This window comes from Streptomyces sp. L-9-10 (assembly GCF_004151105.1).
In the GTDB taxonomy this organism is placed as follows: domain Bacteria; phylum Actinomycetota; class Actinomycetes; order Streptomycetales; family Streptomycetaceae; genus Streptomyces.
In genome coordinates this window covers 146388-172598 of the sequence record NZ_PHRF01000161.1, presented here as the reverse complement: position 1 = coordinate 172598, position 26211 = coordinate 146388, and the positions used below count along the sequence as shown (strand labels likewise).

Genomic DNA, 26211 nt, shown 5'->3' with positions numbered 1-26211 from the left:
GCCGCCACCGCCGGTTTCCGGCTTACGGCGCCCCCGGGTCAAGCCCGAACACCGCGCCTACCGCACCGTGGACGGGAACGTACGCATCGGGAGCGTGGTGTACGGGATCGGCGCCGAGGTCGCCGACCCCGACGGCTGGATCTGGACGCTGACCGAGGCGCTCGACGGGACCCGCGGCCAGGCCGAGTCGGTCGACGAGGTGCTCGCCCGGCATCCGGCCGTCGAAGGGGGCGCGGTCGTCCAGGCGATCGCCGAGCTGTACGAGGCCGGGTTCCTGGAGGACGCCGGGGCGGAGCCGCCGGACACCCTCACCGACGAGGACCGCGTGCGGTACAGCCGCGGTGTGACGCTGTTGCGGTGGATGGATCTCAAACCGCACGCGACCGCCTGGGAGTTACAGGCCCGGCTGCGCTCGGCCCGTGTACTGCTGCTCGGCCTCGGCGGCACCGGAGGCTTCGCCGCCCAGGGCCTGGTCGCGTCGGGCGTGGGCCGGATGCACTGCGTCGACGGCGATGTCGTGGAGCTGTCCAACCTCAACCGGCAGCCCCTGTACCACGAGAGCGATATCGGCCGGTCCAAGGCCACCGCGGCCGACGCGGCCCTGCGGGCGGTCAACTCGCGGGTGGCGCTGACCACGGAACACCGCGCGGTCCGCGGTCCCGACGACATCGCCACACTGCTCGAACCGGGCTACGATCTGCTGCTGCTCTGCGCCGACCGGCCGCCGGAGATCCGCCGCTGGGCCAACCGCGTCTGCCTGGCCGCCGGAATCCCCTGGCTCGACGCCGGCTACCGCGGACCGCTCGTCACCGTCGGCGTCCACACACCCGGCCGGGGAGCCTGCTGGGAGTGCCACCGCGCGGGTGAGGTCGACCGCCGCGATCTGCGCCTCGCCGCCGGACAGGACGAGGAGGCCGCCTCGCCCCGGATGGAGTGGAACCCCGTCAACGCCGTGACCGCGGGCCTCTCCGGCCATCTCCTCGTCCACGCGGCGATCGCGCTGCTCACGGGCGTACCGGAGATGGAACCCGGCTTCCGCTTCGGCCTCAATCTGATGGCACTGTCCGAACCGGTGGAGGAACGGTACGACCGCAGACCGGACTGCCCGGCGTGCGGTACGCCGCACACGGCACGACGCCCGGCCTGAGGCCCGTACCCGTCCCGCCGGAAGCGTGTCGTCCGGCGGGGGAGTTTCGTTACCCCTTGAACCGCCTTCGCGCAGTCGAACGGCCGAATTCGTGTGGATTCGGGTCCACTCGGGGCGCTCCGGGGCTACCCTCAACACCTGACCTGCGCACTGTTCGAGAAAGCGAGGGATGCCGGTGTACCGGCCGGATGACACGGTCACCCTCCCGCTGCTGGAGCGTGAACCCGAACTCGCCGCGGCGGCCAACGCCGTGGACGCACTGTGCGGAAGCAAGCGCTCCGGTGGGCTTCTCGTCTACCGGGGTGCCGCCGGGCTCGGTAAGACGGCGTTGCTCTCGGAGGTGCGCCGACTCGCCACCGGACGCTGTGCGGTGTGGTCCGCGCGCGGCGGCGAGACCGTCACGTCCGTGCCCTTCCATGTCGTACGGCAGTTGCTCCAGCCCGCGCTGACAGCCACCGAACCGGTGTCCGAGGCGGTGTCGGGACCGGCGGACGGTCCCAAGGACGCACGGGAGTTGCTCGGTGACCGGTACGAGATCGTCGGCCCGGCCCTCGGCATAGCGCCACCGGGCGACCAGCACGCGGACCCGCAGGGCGTCAGGGACGGTCTCGACGCCCTGGTCGAACGGCTCGCCGCCGTCCACGGACCGCTCGTCCTCCTCGTGGACGACGCGCAGTGGGCCGACCTGGAGACCCTCGCCTGGCTCACCTCCTTCGCCGAGCGCCCCGCCGTCCCGCTGCCCGTCCTCATCGTCGTCGCGTACCGCACCGAGGAGGCCATCGGCGAGACCGAATGGTTTCTCCAGAAGATCGGGGCGGTGGCGAGGCTGCTGGTCACACTGAGCGAACTGACCTCCGACGCCACGGCCGAGCTGGCCCGCGCCGCCCTCGGCGAGCACGCGGACGATCCGTTCTGCCGCGAGGTGTGGGCGGTGACCGGCGGCAACGCGTACGAGACCGTCGAACTGCTCGCCAAGGTGCGGGACAGCGGCCTCGAACCCGTCGAGGACCATGCCGGCGAACTGCGCGCCCTCGGCGCCTCGGCACGCGGCACCGGTCTGATCGCCCGGCTGGAGGAACTGGGCACGGCCACCACCCGGTTCGCCTGGGCCGCCGCCATCCTGGGCACCGACATCTCACTCGATCTGGCGATCTCCCTGTCGGGTATGAGCCAGGAAGAGGCCACCGAGTGCGCGGAACGGCTGCGGGCCGCGCGCATCCTCGTGGGCACGGACCCGTTGGAGTTCGTCCACCCGCTGATCGCGGGCGCCGTCTACCGGGCGATCCCGCCGGGCGTACGCACCGCGATGCACGGACTCGCCGCCTGGGCCGTCTCCCGCAGCGGCCGGGGATCGGCGGCGGCCGCGCCCCACCTCCTCGAAGTGCATCCGGACGGCGACCCCGAACTCGTCGAGCAACTGCGCGAAGCCGCCGCCGAACACCTCGCGGTGGGCGCACCGGACGCCGCCCGCCGCTGCCTCGAACGCGCCCTGGCGGAACCGCCGTTGGAGTCCGTCCGGCCCCTGGTGCTGTACGAGCTGGGCTGCGCCACGCTGCTCACCTCACCGGCCACCACGGTCGGACATCTGCGCGCCGCGCTCGACACCCCGCAGCTGGACGAAGCCCTCCGGGTGGATGTGGTGTTCCGGCTCGCCCAGGCACTGACACACAACAACCAGACCGGTGACGCCGCGCATGTGGTGGCCACCGAGGTCGCGCGCATCGAAGAAGGACCCGCCAGGATGCGGCTCCAGGGTGCCCACTTCCTGTGGGAGGGCGTGCAGGCCATCGAGGAGAACGGCCCCGAGCGCTCCCGCCGCCTCGCCCGGCTGGCGGACGGGCTCACCGGACGTGACAACACCGAACGCGTCCTGCTGATGCTGCGCGCGTTCGACGGTACGGCCCGGGGCGAGAGCGCCGAGGAGAACGTCCAGATCGCCGAACAGGCCCTGAGCGACGGCCGGTTGCCGCCCGGAGTCGGCTGGACCGACACGGCGTGGGGCTTCGAGCCACCGGCGCTGCTCGGTCTCTCGTACGCCTTCGCCGACCGGCTCGACCGCGCGGAGAGCCTGTTCCAGGAAGGGCTGCGGGCCTTCGAGATCTCCGGCTGGAGCGGTGGCCATCTGGCCTTCGCCCATGCCCTCGTGGGCTACGGCCACCGCCGACGCGGCCGGCTCGCGGATGCCGAGACGTATCTGCGCGAGAGCCTGCGGCTGGCCGACCGGGTCGGCAACGGTCTGCCGATGCACTGGGACGCGGCGTGCATGCTGATCGACACCCTGCTCGCACGCGGCCATGTCGACAAGGCCCTGGAGGCGGCCGAGCGTCACGCGTTCGCCCCGCCGTACTCCTCCTCGATCGTCATCCCCGACGCGCCGAGCGTGCGGGGCCGGCTGCTGTTCGCCCTCGGCCGTACGAAGGAGGCCGTCGTCGAACTCGAAGCGGCCGGAGTGGCGTTGACCGCGCGTGGCCGTCACAACATCGTCATGGCTCCCTGGGCGTGCGACCTCGCGCGTGCGGTCGCCGACGACGATCCGCGCCGTGCGGCCCATCTCGCCTCGTACGCCAGGGACCGGGCGGAACGCTTCGGCACGCACACCGCCATCGGGGTCGCGCTGTGCTGCGCCGCGTCCCTGAAGGAGGGCGCGGAGAAGGTCGAGTTGCTGGCGCAGGCCGTCGCCCATCTGGAAACGTCACCGTCCGCGTACGAACTCGCCGTGGCCCGGGTGGAGTACGGCATCGCCGCCGGGTTCCCCGCAGAGCTGGCCTGCGGGCTCGAACTGGCGGAGAGCTGTGGCGCGGACGGTCTGGCTGACCGGGCGCGCCGGGCGATGGACGCCCGCCCGGCGCCCCGCTGACGAGGACGGACCGCCGGCGCCCGGGGCCTCGCCGCTGCCCCGGGCCCGCTGACCGCCGGCACGCCCCGCTGACGGCCGTCGGCCCGGGGCGTGGGCCTGATGACGTCACCGCCGTAAGGCCCGTCAGGTCAGGGCGCGGTGCGCGGGCGCAGTTCCAGCACCCGTACGCCGTACGGGCCGATCTCCACCGTCTCCAGCCGCTCGCCGGAGACCAGATCGTGCAGCGCCGCGTCACCGGTCTCCGGACACACCGTCAGCTCCCGCTCGGACTGGCTCACCAGCCAGACGAAGCGCCTGCCGTCCTCATGCACCAGCACATCCGCGCCCACCAGCGGGGTGCCGACCGTCACCGGCCGCCGTACGCCCGCCACTTCGGCGAGCGCCTCGTACAGCCGGTGTGTACGCTCCGGATTGACCCGGGCCGTCCGGGCCGCCATGTGCTCCAGCGGATAGGTCGCCAGCACGGTCTCGCCCTCGCCGAGCCGGTGGCGCAGCAGCGCGGGCCGGCCGTGGGCGTCGGTCGCCACCACCCGGGCCCCGGCGGGCACCACCGGCAGATAGGCGCGGCTGTCCTCGTTGCCCGCCACCGCGAAGCGCAGTGTCTCCCCGGCCGCGATCGTCCCGAAGTCCTCCTGGAACGTCATCTCCAGGGTGTCGTCCTCGATCGGCTCGGCGACACCGTACGAGAGCTGGAGCTCCACCCCGAACAGCCCGTCCAGGTCGTGGAACCACGGCCCGCGCGTGCCCGGGTACTCACCCGAGCAGAAGGACAGATAGACCGTCGCGCCGTCCCGCGCCCGCCGCTCCAGATCGCGCCGGGTGCGGGTGGTCAGCTGGCGTGTCGAGGGCAGCAGATACAGCAGGCCGTCCATCGGCAGACCGTCGGCCTCCCGGGCGAACGCGACCGGCAGATCCGCGCCGCGCGCCGCCACGTACCCCTGGTGCAGTGAGCTGAAGATCAGCGGCCGGTCGGCGGGCCTGCTGTACGGGTAGCCGCGCTCCAGGAAGGCGGGCACGACGAGCGCGGTGGGCGCGTCCGAACGCCGGCAGTGCCCGAAGTCCACCCGCCGCAGCACATCGCTGAAGGCGGCCAGTTCACGCAGTGGCTCCTTCGGACGCCCGGTGCTGTCCGTGATGCCGAAGTGCATCTCGAAGGGGTGGTGGTCGTACGGGGACCGGTCCCAGAGATGGTCGTAGTCGGTGTTGTTCCAGGCGATCCACCCGGTCGCGCCGCCGAGCAGCGAGTTGTGCAGGGTCTGCCGGTAGTAGACGCCCGCGTTGCGCGCGGAGACGGTGTCGGTGGAGAGGCCGAACTCCTCCAGGATCACAGGCTGTCCGGTGACGCCGGCCAGCTCGCACTCGAAGGCCGCCCGGTAGTGCTGGCGCGGCAGGTCGGTGTCGGAGCGGTAGACATGCGGGCCGACGAAGTCCACGTACTCCGCCGTCTCGCGCAGCGAGAAACCGTTGTCACGGCCGGTCACCTCCAGACCCCAGGCACCGTCGCCGAGCGACACCGGCTGGGTGCCCCCGGCCGCCCGGACGGCCTGGCACATGAACTGCGCCCAGGCCGTCACCACGTCCGAGGACGGCGGATCGACCTGGTGGATCCGCCCGTACCCGGGCATCTCGTTGGTGATCAGCCAGCCGGTCACCGCGGGGTGGTCCTTGAAGCGCCGGGTCATCTCGCTCACGAACCAGGCCTGCCGGCCGACCATCCACACGTCCTCGTACAGATCGCGGTCGCCGCGCCAGACCGGATCCCAGTTCTCCCCGGACATGTGGCCCACGATGAACGTCGGGACGGTTCCCATCGACAGCTCGCCGTGGGCGTCCAGGAAGTCCCGGAAACGGTCGCACAGTTCCTCGTCGATCCGGTGCGGTTCGGGGTGGAAGTCCGGCCAGTAGAAGAACGAACGGCTCATGGTGAGCCCGTGGTCGCGCAGCACGGCGAGCTCTTCGCGTACGACCGCGCCGTCGTAGTCGCGCCACATCAGCGGACCGCCGGTGCGGGACCAGAAATTGGCGCCGACCCAGGGCAGGACGCGGTCGTCGTGGGTGAGGTGGGCGCTGTGGCGTCGCATGTGTTCTCCGTGACGGGGGTGGTTCTCTGTTTTCTGGGGAGCCGGGCTCACCGGCGGCGGTCAGGCCCTGTCCCGGCCCGGGACAGGGCTCGTCGACTCGCGGACCACCAGCCGGGGCCGGCCGGTGAGCGGCCGTGTGTCGGCGTCCTCGCCGCACTCCGCGAGCAGGGCCCGCGCCGCGGCGGCGCCGACCTCCCGTACCCGCTGGTCGACGGTGGTCAGCCGGGGGTGCAGCCAGTGTCCGAGCGGCAGATTGTCGTAGCCGACCACCGAGAGATCGTCCGGCACGGCGAGCCCGGCACGCTGGGCCGCGCCGATACCGCAGACCGCCATCGAGTCATTGGCGTACATGATCGCGGTCGGCCGGACGGGGAGGGCGAGCAGCTGTTTGGTGGCGGTGCCGGCCGCGGCCTCGGTGAAGTCCGTGTGCAGCACGGCCGCCGGGGCGAGCCCCGCCGCCGCGAGTTCCCGCTCGAAGACCCGCAGGCGGAAGCCGGTGTGCACCAGCTCGGCCGGGCCCGCGACATACGCGATACGCCGGTGGCCGAGGTCCAGCAGATGCCGTACGGCCTCGGTGACGCCCGCCTCCTGGTCCCCGAGTGTGATGTTCCGGACCGACAGCTCGTGGTGCGGTGTGCCCAGCAGTACGGCGGGCAGCCCCAGTCGGCGCAGCAGCGGGGGACGGGGGTCGTCCGTCCTGTGGTCGGTGAGGACCGCGCCGTCGACGCGTCCCTCCGCCGCCAGCCGCTCGTACAGCGCCGTCTCCTCCGCCACGTCGCCGGCCATGTGCAGCAGCAGGCCGTAGCCGCGCGGCGACAGCTCGCTCTCCAGACCGGTGATCAGCTCGGAGAAGTGCGGGTCCGCGCCGAGGACATCGGTGGGGCGGCGGACGACCATCGCGACCGTACGGGTACGGGACCGGCGCAGGGCGGTCGCCGTGGCGCTCGGCGACCAGCCGAGCCGCGCCGCCGCCTCGACGATGCGCAGGCGCGTCGGCTCCGATATCCGGCCCGTGTTGTTGAAGACCTTGGACACGGCGGTCGCCGAGACGCCCGCCTCGGCCGCCACGTCCTTGATGGTGGGCCTGGTGTTCCTGCCGGCGCCGTTCTTCCCCGCGCCGTCGCTCCCGCCGTTGCTCTCGCTCACATCTTCACCGCGCCGCTGATCAGTGCCTGCTGCATTCTCTTCTGGAGAATGGTGTACACGATCCAGACGGGTACGAGCGTGAGGATCGTACCGGCCGTCAGTACACCGTAGTCGGTCCCGATCTGGGACTTCAGGGTCGGCAACGCGACCTGCACGGTGCGCAGTTCGGGGTCCGGGCCGATGATGATCAGCGAGTAGAGATACTCGTTCCAGAAGCTGAGGAAGTTGAGCAGCAGCACGGTGGCGATGCCGGGCATGCACATCGGTGTGTAGATGTGCCGCAGTACGGCGAACGTCGAGGCGCCGTCCATCCGCGCCGCCTCCTCCATCTCGCGCGGGATGGTGCGCATGAACTGCACCAGGATCACCACCGACAGCGGCATCGCGGTCGCCGGCAGGAACAGCACCATGAACGCGCGCGTGTGGAAGAGGCCGGTCGCCGCCGAGAGCAGGAAGGTGGGGAAGAGCGCGGCGAAGGTCGGAATCAGGAAACCGAGCGAGAACACCTTCTCCATCGCGGACGCCAGCCGCCCGGTCGAACGGGCGAGCGCGAACGCGGCGGGTATCGCCAGGCCCAGCGTCAGGGCCAGCGAGAACACCGTCACCAGCGCCGAGTTGAAGATCGCGGGCCCGAGTTCGGCGCTCTCGAAGGCCGTACGGAAGTTGCCGAGCCCGAACGAGGACGGCGGTGAGAGGGGGCTCGCGAAGATCCGCTCGTTCGACTTGAAGGCCGAGGCGAGGAAGTAGTAGAGCGGGACGGCCAGCAGTACCGCGTACGTCCACACCAGGATGTGCGCGGGCAGCCAGGACTTCCTGAACTTCATGGTGGACATGGGGGACAGCTCCGATCGGTGGCTGTGTGCACGACGTCGGCGCGCTTCGGTACGTCAGCACGGCGGTACGTCAGTACGTCGCACGTCAGTACGTCTGGCGGAAGGTGCGGCGGATGGAGAGCAGTCCCACCAGCCCGACCAGGAAGAGGACCACACCGATGGCCTGGCTGTAGCCCAGATCCGTCTCGATGAACGCCTTCTGGTAGACGAGGAAGGACAGCGTGGTCGAGGAGTTGGCCGGGCCGCCCTGGGTGAGCAGCAGCACCTGCTGCGCCGAGCCGAAGAGCGTCCACAGGAACTGGAGCATCGTCACCACCCCCACGTAGTCCTTGATGACGGGGAAGTGGACACGCCACATGGTGCGCCAGTGCCCCGCGCCGTCCAGCTGCGCGGCCTCGCCGAGCTCGTCGGGAACGCTGTCGAGCCGCGCCGCGAACAGCACGGCCGTGAAGCCGATACCGGCCCAGATGTCGAGCGCGATCAGACAGAACAGCGCCGTACCGGAGTTGGCGAGCCAGGCGTCGGAGAGCGAGCCGAGGCCGACGGACTGGAGGGCTCCGTTGAGCAGCCCGTCCGGGGAGAGCGCGGCGTAGAAGACCATTGCCTTGGCCGGGGTCGAGATCAGCCCCGGGACGAACAGCAGATAGCGGATCACCCGGTGACCCGGGGGCTTCTGCGCCACGTAGTAGCCCAGCATGTACGCGCAGACGATCATGACCGGCAGGGCGATCGCGAGCTGGACGGCGGTGTTCCGTACCGCCTGCCAGAAGACCGGATCCTCCAGCACCGTACGGAAGTTGTCGAGCCCGGCGAACGAGACGGGCTGGAGCATCCCCGGCCAGTTCATGGCCGCGATCACGAAGATGGCGGCCATCGGGCCGACCATGAAGATCAGATACCAGGCGAGGGCGGGCAGGGCGAGGATCGTGGTGCGCTGCCCGCGCTGCCGCTTCCGCTGCCCCGGGCCCGGTCGGGCCGGCGCGGCCTGCCCGGTGGCAGACCTGACAGACATCGTTGTCACTGGATAACTCCCGTGGGGCGTCGGACCTGCTCAGGCGTGGCGGTACGCACCGTCGAGCAGAGCGAGGATGCGGCGGGCGCTGGTGCCCGGGGTGAACGCGGTGCTGGTCGCCTGGATCAGCGGCTGCACGGCCGAGGGCGGCACGTACAGATCCGGCAGGACCACCTGGCTCACGCTGTCGCCGAGTCGCTGCGCCTTGGCGACCAGGGGGAAGTTGTCGCTGAGGGTGTCGGTCTTCACGGCCATGTCGCGACCGCCCTCGGAGACGAAGCGCGAGATCACATCGGGCCGGTACATGAAGCGGACGAACTTCTCCACGTTCTCGATCTTCTTCGTACCGTTCGGACTGATCCAGAACCCGGAGACCGTGTACGTCCGCAGGATCGTCGGCTTCGGATGCGCGGCGCCCGGAGCCGGCGGCCAGCCGCCGACCTCCGTGCGTGCGGCGACCTTTCCGGGGACCCGGGCCAGCGCCGAGGACATCGCCGACTCCATGGCGGCGGCCTCGGTGTTGAACTGGGTCGTCATCGAGTCCGTGGTCAGACCCTGCGCCTTGTCCGTGAACACCCCCGCGTCGCGCAGCTCGACGAAGTACGCGACACCGTCGCGCGCCTGCGGGAGACCGCTGAAGTCGCCCGTGGAGTAGAGGGCGCGGGCCTGCTCGGGGGTGAGGAACGTCTGGATGATCTGGGCGAGGAGCTTCTGCCCCGTCCAGTCGTTGCCGCCGATGGTGACGGGGGCGGTGCCCTTCGCGCGCAGCTTCCCGGCCGCCGCGATCAGTTCGTCGCCGGTGGTGGGGATCGTGTCGACGCCGGCGGCCCGCAGCAGCGAGGTGTTGAAGGCGACGGGCCAGTTGCTGCTGATGTACGGAAGGGCGCGCAGCCGCCCCTTGGGGTCGGTCCACTCCTTGAGGGCGCCCGGGATGACGCGGTCGCGCAGCCCCCACGCGTCGAGATAGCCGCCGACCGGGACGGTCGCGCCCAGCTCGGTCCAGGCCACCGTCTTGTCGTAGAGGTTGACCATGACGACGTCGGCCTCCTTCTTCGCCAGCCGCGACGTCTCGTACACCTGCCCGAGCTCATCGCCGTTGACCAGGCTCTTGACCGCGATCCGCGGATTCTCCCGGCGGAAGGTGTCGAGCACGGCCCGGAAGGTGGCGGAACCGGGGGCGGTGCCACCGAGCTGGCTGTGGATGACCAGGGTGTCGGGGTCGAAGTCGGCCGCCGCCAGTGCGGCGCACCCGGACAGCCCGGGTACGGCGGCGCCTGCGGCGAGGGCGGCGCCGGCGGCTATGAAACCGCGGCGATTCAGCGGGGAGCGCACGGCGCAGGGCCTCCTACGGGAGTGCTGAGTGGGACCCCGGTCAGATGGTTTATCGATACACCTGCGAGGTGCGAGGAATCTAGACCCAGGACAGGAGACGGTCAACCCCCCGTTGCACATGCTGCGTCGGCGCCGGAAGGTACGCTCCGTCGGGCGACCGCCGCCCAGCAGGTACAGGAGACCGGAACCCTTGTCAGCGCAGCCCGACCCGCAGCCCGACGCCTTGAACTCCGCCCTCCGCGAGGGGACTCACGGCCCCCTCCGCGAGGAGGATCACGGCTCCCCCCGCGAGGGGACTCACGGCCCCGGGCCCTCCGGACTCGATCTGCGGGCCGACTGCGCGAACTGCTTCGGGCTCTGCTGCGTCGCGCTGACCTTCTCGGTCTCGGCGGACTTCCCGGTCGACAAGGCCGCCGGAGAACCCTGCCGCCACCTGCGGACGGACTTCCGCTGTGGCGTGCACAGCACCCTGAGGGAACGGGGCTTCCAGGGGTGCACGGTCTACGACTGCTTCGGCGCGGGCCAGAAGGTCTCGCAGCTCACCTTCGGCGGACGGGACTGGCGGCAGGCCCCGGAGAGCGCGGAACGGATGTTCGCCGCGCTTCCCGTGATGCGGCAGCTCCAGGAACTGCTGTGGTACCTCGACGAGGCGCTGGCGCTGGAGCCCGCCCGTACGCTTCACCGTGAGATCCGCCGCGCCCTGGACGACACCGAGCGCCTGACCCGGAGCGCTCCCGAGGCTCTGCTCGAACTGGACGTGGCGGAACGGCGCGCGGCCGTCAACACCCTCCTGCTGCGCACGAGCGAGCTGGTACGGGCCCAGGTCCGGGGCAGGCGGAAGAACCGCAGGGGAGCCGACCTCTTCGGCGCGAAGCTCAAAGGCGCGGAACTGCGCGGCGCCGATCTGCGCGGGGCGTATCTGATCGCCGCCGATCTGCGGGGGGCCGATCTGCGCCTGGCCGATCTGATCGGGGCCGACCTGAGGGACGCGGATCTGCGGGGCGCCGATCTGACCGGCGCCATCTTCCTCGTCCAGACCCAGGTCAACGCCGCGAAGGGGGACGCGGCGACCAGACTCCCGCCGTCACTCACGCGCCCCGCGCACTGGTAGGTGCCCGTCAGCGGGCGGGTGTCGGGCTCACCGGCGGGTCCGGTGAGTACGGGCGGGTGCCGTGCGTACCGGCGGGTGTCCGGTTCCGCGGCGGTGGGTGCCGGGCTCAGTGGATGATCTCTTCCCTCTCCGGCCGCCGTCGGCCCGAGCGCCGTACGACGAAGAGTCCGACGGCCGCGAGACAGGCCGCGCTCACGAAGACCGCGGGCACCAGATAGCCGGACCCGGAACCGTCCTCCTCCGCCCGCGCGACGCTCACCGACCGGGCGCCCGGCGCCGCCCCCGCCACCTTCGCCATCGGGCTCGACCCGGGACCCGCCGGCTTCGGCGGGGTCGGGGGCATCGGCGGGACGGGCGGTGGCGGCGGCTTGAGCGTGCCCACCGGGACGGCCCGCTTCCCGGCGGCGAAGCCCCAGTCCAGCAGCTCCCTGGCCTCCTCGTACACCGCGTGGACGCCGCCCCACTGCGGGTTCATCACGGTCGCCACCAGCGTGCGCCCGCCGCGCTTGGCCGCCGCGACCAGGGTGTAGCCGGCCTCGGAGGTGAAGCCGTTCTTGACACCGATCAGCCCGGGATAGGGCTCGACCCCGTCCTCGCCGCTCAGCAACCGGTTGGTGTTGACGATGCCGCCTTCGCCGGGGAAATCGGCGTCGACGGTCGAGCTGTACCGTACGAACTCCGGTGACGCCAGGCCCGCACGGGCGAAGACCGACAGGTCGTACGCCGACGACACCTGACCGGGCGCGTCATAGCCGTCCGGGGACACGACGTGGGTGTCCAGCGCGCCCAGCTGCCTGGCCTTCTTCCGCATCTGAGCGACCGTCGAATCCCAGCCGCCGTTCATCGCGGAGAGCGCGCGCACCGCGTCATTGCCGGAGCTGAGGAACACGCCCCGCCACAGATCGGCCACTTCGTACGACTCGCCGCCGACGATGCCCACCGTGCTGCTGCCGGGGCCGATGTCGTCCAGCTCCTCCTCTTTGACGGTGTGCCGGGAGTGTTCGGCCAGCCGCGGCAGCGCGGTAAGGGCGAAGAGCGTCTTCAGGGTGGAGGCCGGAGGCAGTTTGAGGTGTGCGTCGCGCGCGGCGAGGACCTCGCCCGTACGGGCGTCCGCGACCAGCCAGGACAGCGCCGACAGCTCCGGCGGAGCGGGGGCACCGGCCCTGGGCCGCGCGTGCGTACCCGGCCGGTACAGCAGCGCGCGGTCGATATCGGCTTCCGGGGCGCTCGCGGGGCCATGAGCGCCGGCGGCCGGTCCGTGGGCGGCGGAGACGGATCGGGGGGACCGATGAGATCCGGGGGAGCCGGAGGAGCCAGGGGAACCATGAGGTCCGGGAGATCCGGCTGAGCCATGGACGCCGGGGGAGCCGGCGATCACGGGGACGCGGGGCAGGCCCGGAGCCCGTACGGCCGGATCGCTGCGGGAGTCCGCGGCGGCCGGCGGGGACGGCGGCAGAAGGACCAGCAGGCCGGTGGCGGCGAGAGCCACCGTGCCGGAGAGCGCGGAGCGCGTCACGGATCTGTTGATCATTCCGCCACGGTAGGAACGGACCGCGTCCCGCGCCCCTCACGTGAGCCGACCGGATGTATCGCTGTCCGGTCGGGGGTTCCAGGTTTCGGCGGGCGCGCACGCGTCATGGATAGCGGACCCGGTAGCGCAAATGGGTGACGCCGATGCCCTGGGACATCGACAGCGGCCCCTCCAGCTGCACGGGTACGTTCCTCAGCTCGTCGAAGAACGGTGTCCCGGCGCCGAGCAGCACCGGTACGAGATCGATCCACACCTCGTCGAGCAGCCGCGCGTCCAGGCACTGCCGCGCGATCGTGCCGCCGTTGACGGTGACCGCCCTGCCGGGCCCCGCGAGCTCCTTGGCGCGTTCCACGGCGCTCTCGATACCGTCCGTGACGAAGGTGAAGGGGGCGTCCTCGTACGGCCAGTCCTCCGGCACGCGGTGCGTGAGCACGACCACCGGACACCCGATCGGGTGATTTCCCTCCCAGCCCGAGGTGAGATCGAAGAGGCGCCGGCCGACGACCAGCGCGCCGGTGCGCTCGACCGTGCCACGCCACGCCTCCACGCTCACCGGCGACATGGTGAAGGTGAGGTCGTCGCGGGCGGTCGGCACGCGCACCGTGCCGTTGCTGTACCACGTGAACAGCTTGTCGAAGCCCGTCTCCTCCGGGCCCGCGATATAGCCGTCCAGCGACATGCTGGCGCCGGTGCAGACCGTGTTCGTCCTCATCGGTCGGCGGGTTCCGGCGCGGCGGTGGGGCTGGAACCAGGACCGGGGCCGGGGTCGTGCCCGGATCCGGACCCTGCATCAGGAGTGTGGCCGGGATCGTCGACAACGGGGTTCGTGGCCGGGGCGGCGGCCGTGGCGGGTCCCCGTGCCATCTCGCTCATGTCCGTCAGCTCGGCCATCCCTGTCATCTCCGTGCCGATCACGTCGAGCAGCCTGAGCTTGTCGGCCGCGTCCGTGCCCGGGGCGGCGGAGTACGCGGCGATACGGAGATCGCAGCCCGGGACGGTGAGGGTGTCGCAGTCCACGGTCATCGGTCCGACATCCGGGTGATGGATGGTCCTGGTGCCGGTGTCGTGGGAGTCGGTGATACGGGAGTTCCACAGCACCGCGAACCGGTTGCTGACCCGCCGCAGCTCCCCGATGAGGAAGCGCAGCCGTACGTCGGTGGGGTAGTGGACCGTCGCGGAGCGGAGGTCGGCGACGAGAGCCGCCTCGAACCGGGCCTCCTGCTCCACGGTGTGGCTGATCCGGCTGGGCCGGCCCGTGAAGTGCAGCCAGGCGGCGTTGCGGCCCCGCCCGGGGACCGCCGCCGGATCCCCGAGCAGCGCGGCCCAGAGGGGATTCCAGGTGATCAGGTTCCAGGCGGCGTCATGGACCCCGAGCGGGGTCCCCGGGAGCCGTCCGAGCAGCCGTCGCACACTGGGCGGGATGTGGTCCGAGACCCGTCCCAGGGCGGGCGGTGACTGCCCGGCGAGCAGGAAGAGATGTCTGCGCTCGTCGTCGGAGAGCCGCAGGGCGCGGGCCAGCGCGGTGAGGACCTGAACGGACGGGGAGGTCGCCCGCCCCTCTTCCAGCCGGACGAGATAGTCCACGGACAGACCGGTCAGCTGGGCCAGCTCCTCATGCCGCAGCCCGGCCGTCCGGCCGGGCTCGCCCGCGGGCAGCCCGGCCTCGGCCGGTGCGATCCGGTCACGCCAGCGGTGCAGGGCTGTGCCCAGCTCTCCGTGTCGGGTCATGGGGTCAGTATCAGCGCGTACGGCGGCAACCGCCTGATATCGCCTGATATCCCTGTGGGGAGCGCCCCCGGCACCCCCTCCGGAACCGCTCGCGCGCGGGGCCTCCCACGCCCCTCCCATGCCCCTCCCGAGCCATCCGGCCGACCGGCCGTCTCTTCCCCGAACGTCCCCTTCGGCAAAAGGGGTTGCGAGTAGTCGCCAACCGCACCCGTACCGCCGTGATCGCTATTACGGTTGATCCGGAACGTGGCGCGCGGCCTCCGCCGGCGCTTCGCCGGGGAGCGGGGACCGGGCCCCGGGGATCCGGACACAGGATCCTGACACGGGATCCGGACACGGGATCCGGGCAGGGGATCGCAGAACGGGGAATGGGGGAGCGGGCATGCTGGAGCCCATGTCACTGGCGGCGATCGCCGCGGTGCTGTACGCCGTGGGCGGGGGAATGGCCAATGAGGCCGGGAAGTGGGCCTGGGAGTCGGCCGGTGGTCTGGTGCGGCGCATCGTCGGCCAGGAGGTGACGGCGCCCGAGGGCCCGGCCGAGCTGACGGCCGTGGCCGAGCGGATCCACGAGGCGGTACGGACCGATCCCGCGCTGGCCCGCGCCTGGGAGGCGTTCGCCCGTACCGCTCCCGGCCCGGGGACGGCCGACGCGGTGCCGTCGCTGCCCGCCTCCATACGGTTCTTCACGGACCGTCAAGGACCGATGAAGCTCCTGGAGCGTGAGGCCGCGCGCCCGGCGGACGGACGGCCACGCGTCGCGCTGATCCATGGCCCCGAAGGCATCGGCACCAGCGCCCTCGCCATCCACTGGGGGTGCCGGGAGGCGGAGCGCCTCTTCCCCGGCGGTCAGCTGTACGCGGACCTGCGCGGCGCCTCCGCGACCACCGCGCTGGACGCGTCCACGGTCCTGCGGAGCCTGCTCGTCCAGCTCGGGATGGCGCGGGACGAGATCCCGCCGGACGCGGCGGACCGGCGCGAGTGGTTCCGGCGCGCCGTCGCGAACCGGCGCCTGCTCGTCGTGCTGGACCACGCCCAGTCGGCGGCGCAGGTCCGGCCCCTGCTGACGGCCGCGCCGGACGTGTTCACGGTCGTGGTGGCGCCGAGGCCGCTGCGCGGTCTGGACGCGTTGCCGGTGCCCGTCGGGCCGCTCTCCGACAAGGACGCGCGCCGGCTGCTCACCGACCTCACGGACCGGGAGACGGTCGCGGCGGCCCGCGCCGTACTGCCGCGGGTGCTGGAGCGGTGCGGCGGTTCGCCGTACGCGCTGCGGGCGGCGGCGCCGCAGCTGGCCGAGCCGCACCGGCCGCTCGGCCAGGACCCCGGACCGGACCGGCAGGAGGAGGCGCCCACGGTGTCCGACAACGGCCCCGTCCGTACCGCGGTCGAGGGCCTGTACCGCGAGCTGGAGCCCGCCGCGGCCAAGGTCTACCGGCTGATGTCGCTGCGCGAGTGGCCCGCGTTCGGCCCGGCCGCCGTCGCGGCCACCGTCTCCCTGCCCGAGGCCGAAGCGGCGCGCGTCCTCGGCGAACTCGTCGACCGCGGGCTGCTGGAGTCCGTGGACGCCGACCGCTGCCGCTACCGCCCCGTGGTCCGCGCCCACGCCGAGGAGACCGCCGTCCGCGTGGACGGCATCCCGGCGTACTCCGCGGCGGTGCAGCGAACGGTGGACTGGTATCTGCGCTTCGCCGTACGGGCCAGGCTCGCCGCCCTGCCGGGAGCCTGGGGCATCGGCCCGCTCTACGAGGAGCTGGCGCGGGTCCCGAGCCCGTACGGCAACGAGGGCGAGGCGCTCTCCGCGCTCGTGGCCGAGCTGGGCAACCTGGTCCAAGCGGTCCACGCGGCCGAGGAGTTCGGCCGGCCCGAGGCCGTCTACCAGTTGTGCCAGGCCCTCTGGCCGCTCCAGCTGAAGGCGGGATACCACGACGAACTGCTCCCCGCGCTGAGGGCGGGCGCGCGCGTCGCCGATGCCCATGACCCCGGATCCCGGATGGCCGGGCGGACGCATCTGCTGCTGGCGCTGGACCTGATGGAGCTACGGCGGTACGAGGAGGCCGAGCCCGAACTGGCCGCCGCCGCACGGGCCGAGGAGCGGTCCGGGCATCTGCGCGGACACGCCTCCTGCGTGGAGTCGCTGGGCCTGCTGCGGCTGCGCCAGTGGCGCTTCCAGGAGGCGTACGACCGCTTCGACGAGGCGGCGGCGATCCTCGACGGCATCGGTGCCGGGGACGAGGGCGAGCGTGATCTGCCCCGCGCCCGCGCCCTGTTGGACCGGCACCGGGGCCGGGCCCTGCGCGGTCTCGGCCGCTACGCCGAGGCCCATGAGCGGCTGGCCGTGGCGCTGGTGTTCTTCCGCGACGTCGCCAGGGAGCCGTACAACACCGCGAGGACCCTCACCGACCTCGCCGAGACCTGTCTCGCCGAGGGGGACCCGCCCAGCGCGCTGCCGCTGATCGACGAGGCGGCTGCCGCGCTCGACGCCGAGAAGGCCGCCTACCATCTCGCGCATCTGCGGGCGCTGCGCGAGCGCTGTCTCAACTCGGACGAGTGAGGGGTGATCCCGGACCGTCCAGACCGTCTGGACCGTCCGGCGTGAGCGGTGTGACCGACACCTGGTGCGGGCCGGTCCTGCCGGTGCGTACGGTCATCCCGCCCGCCGCCAGTTCCTCCCACGCCTTGCCCGCGGTCAGCCACGCGTACAGCGCGGAGACGTACACGGCGGGGTCGGCGGCGGCGGGCGGTCCGGAGAGCCGCAGCAGTGTGCCGTTCCGCGCGCGGACCGTACAGCTGCCGGGATCGGTGACCAGCGCCGCCAGCTCACCGTAGGGATGGCGGGCCAGTACCTCCGCCGTCCACTCCTCCGCGGTGCCGTAGCGGGGATCGTCCGCCGTGCCGTACCGGAAGATCACATCGGCGAGCGCGCGTCTGTCCGGGTCCAGGGTGTCCTCGTGCACGGCCGTATGCGCGTTCCCGTCACCCGCCGGCTCCGACCGGGGGTCCGCGTACCGGCTCACCTCGATCTCACCCGTCCCCGGCAGCCGTGTCACGACCCGCATGGGGGCCGTCCGCGTGACCCGCTCGTACGGGGGGAGCGGCAGCGGGTCCAGCAGAGCGGGCTCCTCGGGCTCGGGGATACCGATGAACCGGTAGAAGTGGCGGCGCAGCAGTGCAGCCGCCTCACCCGGAGCCGAGGAGACCAGCTCGGCGGGACCGGGGGGTGTCCCTGGCTGCTGCCGCCGCTGCCGTTCCGCTCCGTCGAGCAGCGCGTCCAGTTGGGCCCGCAGCGGGGCGTAGGGCACGAGCCGGGGAGCCTGCCGTACGAACGCGGCCACCGGCGACCGCGCGTCGAGTCCGTCCGCCGACGCCGCGCCCATCAGTACCGGGGTGCCGAGAGCCGCCGCGTAGTAGCTGACCGAGCCGCCGTCCCCGATGACCACATCGGCCGCGATGAGCGCCTGACGCCATCCCTCCAGCGGATCCACCAGCGCCAGCCCGCCCCGCCGGGCCCGGTCCAGCCAGACGCGGATCTGGCCGGGCCCGTGACCGCGCCAGATATTGGGGTGCAGCACGGCCGCCGGCCGGTATTCGTCGGCGGGCAGTTCGGCGGTGAGCCGCGGCAGCAGCGACGGCAGTATGTCCTCGCCGCCGTCCCCGAAGAGGGAGTCCGGGTTCCAGGTCGAGTTCAGCAGGACGAGCCGCTGTCCCGGCCGTACGTCGAGGGCCCGGCGGAAGCGCTCGCGATACGGGAGGGCCGCGAGTATCCGGTCGAAACACGGGTCCCCGGCGAGTACGGCGGTGGGCACCGCCTCCGGGCACGCGGCGCGCAGCCGCTCCAGTTGTTCGGGGTGGGAGAGGACCAGCGCGTCGGCGACGGGGGAGCCGTCGGCGAGCAGCCAGTCGCGGGAGAGTCCGAAGACGGGCGGCGGCCCGGCCCCGGGCGTAGGGCGCTCCACGTCGGGCGAAGGGCATCCGGTGTCCGGTGTCCGGTGTCCGGTGTCGCCAGCCTCTTATTGTAGCCGACGCCATGCGAGAGTACGGTCAACTTCCCTGAAAGCGCGTGAAGTTGACCGCCGAAACTGGCCGAGATCGCCAGATCCACCGGGAGTTCGAGGGCCTGCTCCCACGGCAGTACGGGTACGCCGGTCTCCGCGAGCAGCTCGGCCACCCCGGCCCGGAACGGCGACGAACCGGTCCAGGTGGCGAGCAGTTGCACCCGCAGATCGTCGCGGAACAGCGGCAGGACGTCCAGTAGACGGGTCGCCGAGGTCACGTTGTGCACGACGAACAGGACGAGTTTGCAGCGCCCCCGGGTCGTCCAGCGCGCCGAGTCGGCCCCCACCGGCACCCGGATCCAGTCGGCCCGACCCTCGCCCACCGTCCGTCCTCCCCGTTCCACCGTGTCGCCCCCGCACCTTCCGACCCGCCACGATAACCACCCGGCGGACGGCGCGTGGCCGCGTCGTCACTTCCCCGGGGCGACCGCGCGCGGACAACGGACGTCGCTGCGGTGTCATCCGTGAGGGTGGAAACCGTCCGGAGACGCATGGGCCGCGGGTGCGCCGCGTCGCGAGTCCTTCACCCCCGGACCCTTCACCCTGAAGAGTGAAGATCGTTGGTGATTTCTCGATCGGCCCGGGGGGCCGTACCAGGCCCGGTCTTCCGTACGGGCGCCCGGCATACGAGCGTGATCACCCGATAAACGCCCGATATCAGGGCCATTGTCATGCCCCGAGGTCGTTACTCTTCGTGCCTCCATGCGTGCGTAGCGTGCAAACGCGCGAGTCTATGCCCAACGGCATTGCCCCCGCATGAGGTTGAGTGAATATGCCGATGCGCCGATTTCATCGGGCTAAGCTCTCGCGGAGCGCGCCGAGTTGATATGTAATCAGGCACTTGTTCCCTTTGTGCCTTGATTGTTGGAATGATCTGATCTGAATCGACCGCCAGAGGGCTTACATGGTTCGTGTTGAAGCACCCCCGAGTGATCAAGCATCCCCCGCCGTCCGCGCGCTCCTACTTCCCGCCGTCCTGATCGTGGCGGCCACAGCGGGCGCGGTCGTCCTCGTTCCCGACGCCGCTCGGATACCGCTCGTGGTATACGGTGCGGTCGCGACGATCGTCGTCACCTGGTGTGCGGGCGAACTGTCCCGGCGCGCCAGGACCGTCAGTACGCTGCATGAGCACTACGCGTACCGCCTCGCACAGCTGGAACGGCGTCTCGCCCAGCACGACGAGGAGACCGTACGGCTCGGCAAGGAACTGATGCCGGCCACGATCCACCGGATGCGACAGGGCGAATCGCCCGCGGAAGTCATCCGCGCCGTGGTGGACGGGGACGAGCGCTACCGCGAACTGCCCACCGCGCAGCGGTCCTTGCTCCGTTCCGTACTGCAGATCGTGGACGACGAGGAAGCCATGCGCGAGTCCGCGCAGCGTTCCTTCGTGAACATCGCACGCCGCGTCCAGTCCATCGTGCACCAGCAGGCCAGCGAACTGCGGGAGATGGAAGAGGCGCACGGCCACAACCCCGAGGTCTTCGACGACCTGCTGCGCATCGACCACGGCACCGCGCTGATCGGCCGGCTCGCGGACAGTATCGCCGTACTGGGCAAGGCCCGCCCCGGACGCCAATGGCCCAAGCCCGTACCGCTGTTCAGCGTGTTGCGCGGTGCGATGTCCCGGATCCTGGAGTACCAGCGCGTCGATCTGCACTCCATCGCCAAGGTCGCCATCATCGGCACGGCCGTGGAGCCGCTCATCCACGCGTGCGCCGAACTCCTCGACAACGCAACCCGCTACTCGCCGCCGCAGACCCGCGTCCATGTCACCGCGGTCGAGGTGCAGACCGGGATCGCGATCGAGATCGAGGACGGCGGCGTCAGCCTCAGCGAGGAGGCGCGGACACGGGCCGAGACCATGCTCGCGCAGGCCCAGGCCGGAATCGACCTCAACGACCTCGGCGAGACACCCCGGCTCGGTATGGCCGTGGTCGGCCGCCTCTGCCAGATGTACAACCTGCAGGTCTCGCTGCGGCAGTCGGCGTACGGCGGCGTCCGTGCCGTCCTCATCGTGCCGCGCGATGTCGTCACCACCGGACCCGCGCCCGGTATCGCCCATGGCATCGGCGCCTCGGCGCTGCCCCGCGGCAGTGGTGCGGGACTGCCCACGACGGACGTACTGCGGCCCGCGAACCGGGTGCCGCGGCCGGCCACCGGGCCACAGCCGTCGGTGCCGGTGGCGGGACCCATGGAGGACGACATTCCCGTGGTGACGGAGTGGACGGAGAACGGGCTGCCGCAGCGGCGCAGCCGTGGCCGGGCCCCGCTCGGCTCCCACAACCTCGGCCTCGGGAACGGCGGCCGGAGCGAGGGCCGGAGTGACAACCGGAGCGACAGCCGAACCCAGGGCAATGGCCTGGCCAACGGCAGAAGCGACGGGCACGGAAGCAACGGGTACAGCGGCAGCGGGTACAACGGCGGGCGCGGCGACGCCCCGGGCGGCGCACCGGACGGCACACAACGGGATGGCGGTACGCCGGAGAAGAAGCCCGGTCCCGGCATCTGGCTCGAAGCGTTCACCAAGGCGGTCAACGGCACTCCGCGTGAGCCGTCGGCCGAGCCGGGGGAGGCGCCGGGCCACCCCGGTGACCAGGGCGAATCCGATGACGTGTGGGGCAAGGGAGATCTGAAGTGATCCAGCAGCGGGCGAACATGGACTGGATGCTCAAGGAACTGGCCGACGGAGTACCGCAGATCCAGCAGATCGTGGTGCTCTCCGCGGACGGGCTCCGGATCGCCCGGCACGGCGGTGACCCGGATGTCGCCGACCGGCTGGCCGCCGCCTGCGCCGGACTGCAGAGTCTGGCCGCCGCCGTCGCCGCCGAAATCCCCTCCAGCGACGGCCGGATGCGGCTCGTCGTCATCGAGGTCGGGGGCGGCTTCTTCTATCTGATGGAGGCCGGGGCGGGCGCGTATCTCGCCGTTCTCGCCGACGACACGGTGGACGCGGGGCTGGTGGGGGCCAGGATGCGGGACATGGTGGTCCGTATCGGAGCGCATCTGACGAGTCCGCCGCGCCATGACGGGCAGCCCGGATGACCACGCCTCCCCGACGAGAACGCCGGCGCCCCGAGGCGGATGTGGGGGACCCGGAACGGCTGTACGTGATCACCGGTGGCCCCGACGGCGCCGAACGGGCGCCGCTCGATCTGGTCACCATGATCGTGTCCCGCGACGAACCCTCGCCGACGGTGCAGCCGGAACAGGCCGCCATCCTGCGGCTCTGCCGGGCACCACTGTCCGTGGCCGAGATCTCCGCCTATCTCAGCCTCCCCTTCAGCGTGGTGACCGCGCTGCTGACCGAACTCCTCGCGACCGAGCTGGTCGAATCGCGCGCACCCATCGTCCGCGCCGCACTTCCCGACCGGTCCCTTCTCGAAGCGGTGATGCATGGACTTCAGAAACTCTGAGACGATCACGGGTCCCAGGAGCGAGGACGTCCTGCCCACCACGGCCACCTCCGCGGTGAAGGTCGTGATCGTGGGCGGATTCGGGGTCGGAAAGACGACGATGGTGGGCTCGGTCAGCGAGATCCGTCCGCTCACCACCGAAGAGACCATGACCCAGGCCGGGGTGGGGGTGGACGACAACTCCGGTGTGGAGACCAAGACCGCCACGACCGTCGCCATGGACTTCGGCCGGATCAGCATCACCGAACAGCTGGTGCTCTACCTCTTCGGCACCCCCGGCCAGGAGCGCTTCTGGTTCCTGTGGAACGGCCTCTTCGAGGGCGCCCTGGGAGCCGTGGTGCTCGTCGACACCCGCCGCCTCGAAGTCAGTTTCGATGTGATCGGACGGCTGGAGGAGCGCGGGGTACCGTTCGTCGTCGCGGTCAACACCTTCCCGGACGCGCCGCACCACCCCGTCGAGGCGCTGCGGACGGCCCTGGACCTGCCCGACGAGGTTCCGATGGTCGACTGTGACGCACGGCAGCGGGCGTCGAGCCGCGATGTGCTGCTGACGCTGATGCACTACCTGCACTCGCTGGCGCTGCCGTCCGCCTGAGCGCCGCGTGACAGGCCGCTTGAGCGGCCCCGTGACCGGCCCCGCGCCCGGCCACATGACCCGGCCGCGTGGCCGGCCGCGCGCGGTCTTCCGCGTACCGAGCACCGCGCGCCATCTCCGTACACGCACACGCACACGCGTACGCGCACGTACACGTACACCTTCCGGCCTGACCCCTGGAGCGACCGTGACCATCCCGTATTCCCACCGACCCGGGCCGGACGGCCCCATGGCGCCGCCCCCCGGCTGCCCGGCCCACGGCATGACCGCCAGTGAGCTGAACCCCCCTGGCCGGAGCGGCGGTCAGGACACCATGGGGCCCACACTGGACGGCCTCGCCGCCGGCGGGCTGCGGCGGCTGTACGGACCCGAGGCCGAGAACGACCCCATGGGTCTGTACGAGAAGCTGCGCGCCGAACACGGCTCCGTCGCGCCCGTGCTGCTGCACGGCGACGTCCCCGCCTGGCTCGTGCTCGGGCACGGTGACAATCTGCATATGACGCGGACGCCGTCGCAGTTCTCCCGGGACTCCCGGCGCTGGCGCGCGCTGCACGACGGCACCGCGCCCGCCGACCATCCCCTCGCGCCCATCTTCACCTGGCAGCCCATCTGCGTCTTCGCCGACGGCGCGGATCACGAGCGGCTGCGCGGCGCGGTCACCGACTCGATCGCGCAGATCGACCACCGGGGCGTCCGGCGCTATATCAACCGCTACAGCAACCGGCTGGTCAACGAGTTCTGCCGGGACGGCAGGGCGGATCTGGTCAGCAGGTTCGCCGAGCATCTGCCGATGATGGTGATGACGCAGATCCTCGGGATGCCCGAGGAGTACAGCGAACGCCTCGTGCAGGCCGCGCGCGACATGATCAAGGGCACCGAGACCGCCAACGAGAGCAACGCGTATGTGATGGCCACACTGACCAGGCTGGTGAAGCGGCGTCGTATCGCGCCCGAGGAGGACTTCGCGACCTGGCTCACCGAACACCCGGCCGGACTCACCGACGACGAGGTCGGCCAGCATCTGCGGCTGGTGCTCATCGCGGCGTACGAGACCACCGCGAACCTCATCGCCAATGTGCTGCGCATGGTCCTCACCGATCCGCGGTTCCGGGCGCAGCTGAGCGGTGGTCATATGACCCTGCCGGAGGCGGTAGAGCAGACGCTCTGGGACGAGCCCCCCTTCACCACGATCTTCGGCCGCTGGGCGGTCGGTGACACCGAACTCGGCGGGCAGCGCATCAGGGCCGGGGACGCGCTGGTGGTCGGGATCGCGGCGGCCAATGTGGACCCCGTGGTACGGCCCGATCTCAACGCCTCCATGCAGGGCAACCGGGCCCATCTCGCCTTCAGCGGCGGCCCGCACGAGTGTCCGGGCCAGGACATCGGGCGGGCGATCGCCGACACCGGGATCGACGCGCTGCTGCTGCGGCTGCCCGATGTCCAGCTCGCCGTGGAGGAGCACGAACTGCGGTACGAGGGGGCGCTGATGTCCCGTCAGCTGCTGGAGCTTCCGGTGACCTTCGCACCGCGTCCGCCGCAGGACGTCACCGGGCCGCCGAGCGCGTCGGCCGCCGTACCGCGACCGCGCTGGCGGGTGGATTCGCCCCGCCCCGACGCGGCGCGGCCACCGGCCGGGGCCGCGGTCCCGTCATCCCAAGTCCCGTCAGCCGGGGTCCCGTCAGCCGGGGAGGCCGGGACCGGCGGGACGGGGACGAGGCCGATCCCGGAGGCGACGGGCCTGGTTCCGGAGCAGCGCCGGGAACAGCGCGCGGGCAGCGCCCCGAAGCGGGCCTGGCGGGCGGTGGCGCGCTGGTGGCGCGGCCACTGACCGAGCACCGGCGGGGCCGGCCGGCGCGATGGCCGGCCAGTGCGCCGACAGGTCAGTGCGCCGGTTCGAGCTGGTCCCACCACCAGGCGATCGTCGGGATCGGAAGCGGCTCCGGGCTGGTGTCGGCCGGCTGCCGCTTCCACCATCCGCCCGGGGTCGACCGTGGCCCCGACGGTACGGAGTAACGGGGGCAGACCGACGCCCAGTCGAGATGCCCCCGGATGAACTGGCCGAGCCCCTGCACATAACGGCGCAGACCGTCGTCCGCCTCCTTGAGCACCTGCTGGGCCAGCCGGTCGAACAGCACCATCACGCGGTCCCGCATCGCCACCACCCGTACGAGTGCGCGACGCGGGTCGCAGTGCTGCTCCTGGCAGAGGACGTCGATCAGGTTCAGATTGTCGTCGGCCCGCAGCAGTTCCTTGTTGCGGGAGTAGAGGTCGTTGTCCCAGCTGACCAGCGTCCAGGTGATCTCCGTGAGCGCACGTACCCGGGGGTCCTGCATGTCCTCGTCCGCCACCGAGAAACCGCCGACCACCTCGATCATCGCGGTGGAGGGCGCCATCCCGATGGCACGCATCCACAGCGTGATGTAGTCGTCGAGCGAGGGAAGTCCCGCGTTGCGGCGCCAGGACGCCTCCCACACCAGCCCCGAGGTGTAGACGCGCATGGCCTCCGTCAATCGGCGTACCTGACGCGGCGACGCGTACTGCTCCAGTTCCAGCCGCAGCCTGCGCAGCGCGGCGGTGTGCGGGGAGTCGTCGAGCGCCCGCGCGGCCGGTGCCTCCACGGCGCGCATGATGCGCGAGGTCTCCTGGGCCAGCAGATCGGCGGTGGCCTCGGACTCGTCGCACACGCCGTCGTCGAGCGAGAAGAGCACGGCGTGGAATTTGGCCATCAGCGTGAGCGGTTCGAGCGCTCCGTACGGCATGGTCGACGCGGCGAGGCCGCCGAAGTCGCAGACGGCCAGGCGTTTGAGCTGATGCTCGTCGCTGTCGAGCCGCTGTTGGAGCATCCATCGCACGGTCCGGTCGTTGACGGTCTCGACCGACGGATGTCTGGCGGGCGGTACGGGGCAGTAGAACGGCACAGCAGGAAGCTGTTGGACCAAGCGCTGTTCCGAGACACAGGTCATGATCGGCCTCCTGATGCGGCAAGGGCGCAATACGGTGCGCGGATAAGGGGCGATGCCGTTCGGGTGGAGCGTATCTGTCCATGTCGGATCGTCAACAATGGTGTAACTGGCGTGCCGCTGGCCGAAATTGACTGATTGTGAACTGACCTGATCGGTACCGGTCGGCTGTCGAACCGATCGCGCCCACGCCCCGGGGGCTCCGAAATCGGGCCACACGCGCGCCGTGCACCGGTGGTTCATACCACTGCGCTGCCGTCCACCGCGCTCCCCGGGCCCCCCGGCGCCCGCCGCCGGCCGAAGGTGTTCGTCACGGCTCGTATACGGCTCCTCCCGGATGCCGTCGTCATTCTGACCGTTATCACTACGTCATTGAGCGGTGACGCACGGGGACGAATGTATGAGACCGGACT

The 26211-nt window shown here is 71.4% G+C and carries 20 protein-coding genes; 10 read left to right on the top strand and 10 right to left on the bottom strand.

What is annotated here, in order from left to right; genetic code table 11:
* Nucleotides 1-67 precede the first annotated feature (67 nt).
* Together CU044_RS33140 and CU044_RS33135 are read left to right on the top strand one after the other, a co-directional pair.
* Nucleotides 68-1147: a ThiF family adenylyltransferase gene (locus CU044_RS33140; protein WP_129772434.1), complete on the top strand. Its 1080-nt coding sequence runs from the start codon at nt 68-70 to the stop codon at nt 1145-1147.
* Between the two features lie 169 nt (nt 1148-1316).
* Nucleotides 1317-4004: an AAA family ATPase gene (locus CU044_RS33135; RefSeq protein ID WP_129772433.1), complete on the top strand. Its 2688-nt coding sequence runs from the start codon at nt 1317-1319 to the stop codon at nt 4002-4004.
* Nucleotides 4005-4132: 128 nt separating this feature from the next.
* Here CU044_RS33135 and CU044_RS33130 read toward each other — a convergent pair whose 3' ends face one another.
* The 5 genes from CU044_RS33130 to CU044_RS33110 all read right to left on the bottom strand — a co-directional run bounded on the left by CU044_RS33130 (nt 4133) and on the right by CU044_RS33110 (nt 10408).
* Nucleotides 4133-6085: a cellulase family glycosylhydrolase gene (locus CU044_RS33130; protein WP_129772432.1), complete on the bottom strand. Its 1953-nt coding sequence runs from the start codon at nt 6083-6085 to the stop codon at nt 4133-4135.
* Between the two features lie 60 nt (nt 6086-6145).
* Nucleotides 6146-7153: a LacI family DNA-binding transcriptional regulator gene (locus tag CU044_RS33125; protein ID WP_129772505.1), complete on the bottom strand. Its 1008-nt coding sequence runs from the start codon at nt 7151-7153 to the stop codon at nt 6146-6148.
* Nucleotides 7154-7227: 74 nt separating this feature from the next.
* Nucleotides 7228-8055 carry a carbohydrate ABC transporter permease gene (locus CU044_RS33120; protein WP_129772504.1) on the bottom strand — a complete coding sequence of 276 codons (828 nt, stop codon included), beginning with the start codon at nt 8053-8055 and terminating at the stop codon, nt 7228-7230.
* Nucleotides 8056-8149: 94 nt separating this feature from the next.
* Nucleotides 8150-9076, bottom strand: coding sequence for a sugar ABC transporter permease (locus CU044_RS33115; RefSeq protein ID WP_129772431.1), 927 nt, complete (start codon nt 9074-9076; stop codon nt 8150-8152).
* A 39-nt stretch (nt 9077-9115) separates the two neighbouring features.
* Nucleotides 9116-10408 carry an ABC transporter substrate-binding protein gene (locus CU044_RS33110; protein ID WP_129772430.1) on the bottom strand — a complete coding sequence of 431 codons (1293 nt, stop codon included), beginning with the start codon at nt 10406-10408 and terminating at the stop codon, nt 9116-9118.
* 325 nt (nt 10409-10733) lie between these two features.
* On the opposite strand from CU044_RS33110, the gene CU044_RS33105 reads away from it, so the two are divergent.
* On the top strand, nt 10734-11519 hold the full coding sequence (locus CU044_RS33105; protein ID WP_240045990.1) for a pentapeptide repeat-containing protein: 786 nt from the start codon (nt 10734-10736) through the stop codon (nt 11517-11519).
* A 106-nt stretch (nt 11520-11625) separates the two neighbouring features.
* Here CU044_RS33105 and CU044_RS33100 read toward each other — a convergent pair whose 3' ends face one another.
* The 3 genes from CU044_RS33100 to CU044_RS33090 all read right to left on the bottom strand — a co-directional run bounded on the left by CU044_RS33100 (nt 11626) and on the right by CU044_RS33090 (nt 14778).
* Nucleotides 11626-13050 carry a D-alanyl-D-alanine carboxypeptidase gene (locus CU044_RS33100; RefSeq protein WP_129772428.1) on the bottom strand — a complete coding sequence of 475 codons (1425 nt, stop codon included), beginning with the start codon at nt 13048-13050 and terminating at the stop codon, nt 11626-11628.
* A 103-nt stretch (nt 13051-13153) separates the two neighbouring features.
* Complete coding sequence (locus CU044_RS33095; protein WP_129772427.1) at nt 13154-13762, bottom strand: dihydrofolate reductase family protein; 609 nt, start codon at nt 13760-13762, stop codon at nt 13154-13156.
* Complete coding sequence (locus CU044_RS33090) at nt 13759-14778, bottom strand: helix-turn-helix transcriptional regulator (protein ID WP_129772426.1); 1020 nt, start codon at nt 14776-14778, stop codon at nt 13759-13761. Before CU044_RS33090 ends, CU044_RS33095 begins: the two co-directional genes overlap by 4 nt.
* Before the next feature lie 382 nt (nt 14779-15160).
* Between CU044_RS33090 and CU044_RS33085 the strand changes: the two genes are divergently transcribed.
* Entirely contained in the window at nt 15161-17326 is a 2166-nt protein-coding gene (locus tag CU044_RS33085; RefSeq protein ID WP_129772425.1) for a tetratricopeptide repeat protein, read from the top strand.
* Here the strand turns inward: CU044_RS33085 and CU044_RS33080 are convergent.
* On the bottom strand, nt 17310-18728 hold the full coding sequence (locus CU044_RS33080) for a hypothetical protein (protein ID WP_240045985.1): 1419 nt from the start codon (nt 18726-18728) through the stop codon (nt 17310-17312). The genes CU044_RS33085 and CU044_RS33080 overlap by 17 nt on opposite strands.
* A 110-nt stretch (nt 18729-18838) precedes the next feature.
* Here CU044_RS33080 and CU044_RS33075 point away from each other — a divergent pair, with 110 nt between their 5' ends.
* From CU044_RS33075 to CU044_RS33050, 6 genes are all read left to right on the top strand, one after another.
* Nucleotides 18839-19027, top strand: coding sequence for a hypothetical protein (locus CU044_RS33075; protein WP_129772424.1), 189 nt, complete (start codon nt 18839-18841; stop codon nt 19025-19027).
* 704 nt (nt 19028-19731) lie between these two features.
* A complete protein-coding gene (locus CU044_RS33070; RefSeq protein WP_129772423.1) occupies nt 19732-21468 on the top strand; it encodes an ATP-binding protein in 1737 nt (578 codons plus the stop codon).
* Complete coding sequence (locus tag CU044_RS33065; RefSeq protein ID WP_129772422.1) at nt 21465-21872, top strand: roadblock/LC7 domain-containing protein; 408 nt, start codon at nt 21465-21467, stop codon at nt 21870-21872. Before CU044_RS33070 ends, CU044_RS33065 begins: the two co-directional genes overlap by 4 nt.
* A complete protein-coding gene (locus CU044_RS33060; RefSeq protein ID WP_129772421.1) occupies nt 21869-22243 on the top strand; it encodes a DUF742 domain-containing protein in 375 nt (124 codons plus the stop codon). Before CU044_RS33065 ends, CU044_RS33060 begins: the two co-directional genes overlap by 4 nt.
* Nucleotides 22224-22838 carry an ATP/GTP-binding protein gene (locus CU044_RS33055; RefSeq protein ID WP_129772420.1) on the top strand — a complete coding sequence of 205 codons (615 nt, stop codon included), beginning with the start codon at nt 22224-22226 and terminating at the stop codon, nt 22836-22838. Before CU044_RS33060 ends, CU044_RS33055 begins: the two co-directional genes overlap by 20 nt.
* Nucleotides 22839-23151: 313 nt before the next feature.
* A complete protein-coding gene (locus CU044_RS33050; RefSeq protein ID WP_129772502.1) occupies nt 23152-24666 on the top strand; it encodes a cytochrome P450 in 1515 nt (504 codons plus the stop codon).
* Between the two features lie 52 nt (nt 24667-24718).
* Here the strand turns inward: CU044_RS33050 and CU044_RS33045 are convergent, their stop codons facing one another.
* The gene (locus tag CU044_RS33045; protein ID WP_129772419.1) at nt 24719-25801 is read right to left on the bottom strand and encodes a hypothetical protein; all 1083 of its coding nucleotides are present in this window, start codon (nt 25799-25801) and stop codon (nt 24719-24721) included.
* Nucleotides 25802-26211: the final 410 nt, after the last annotated feature.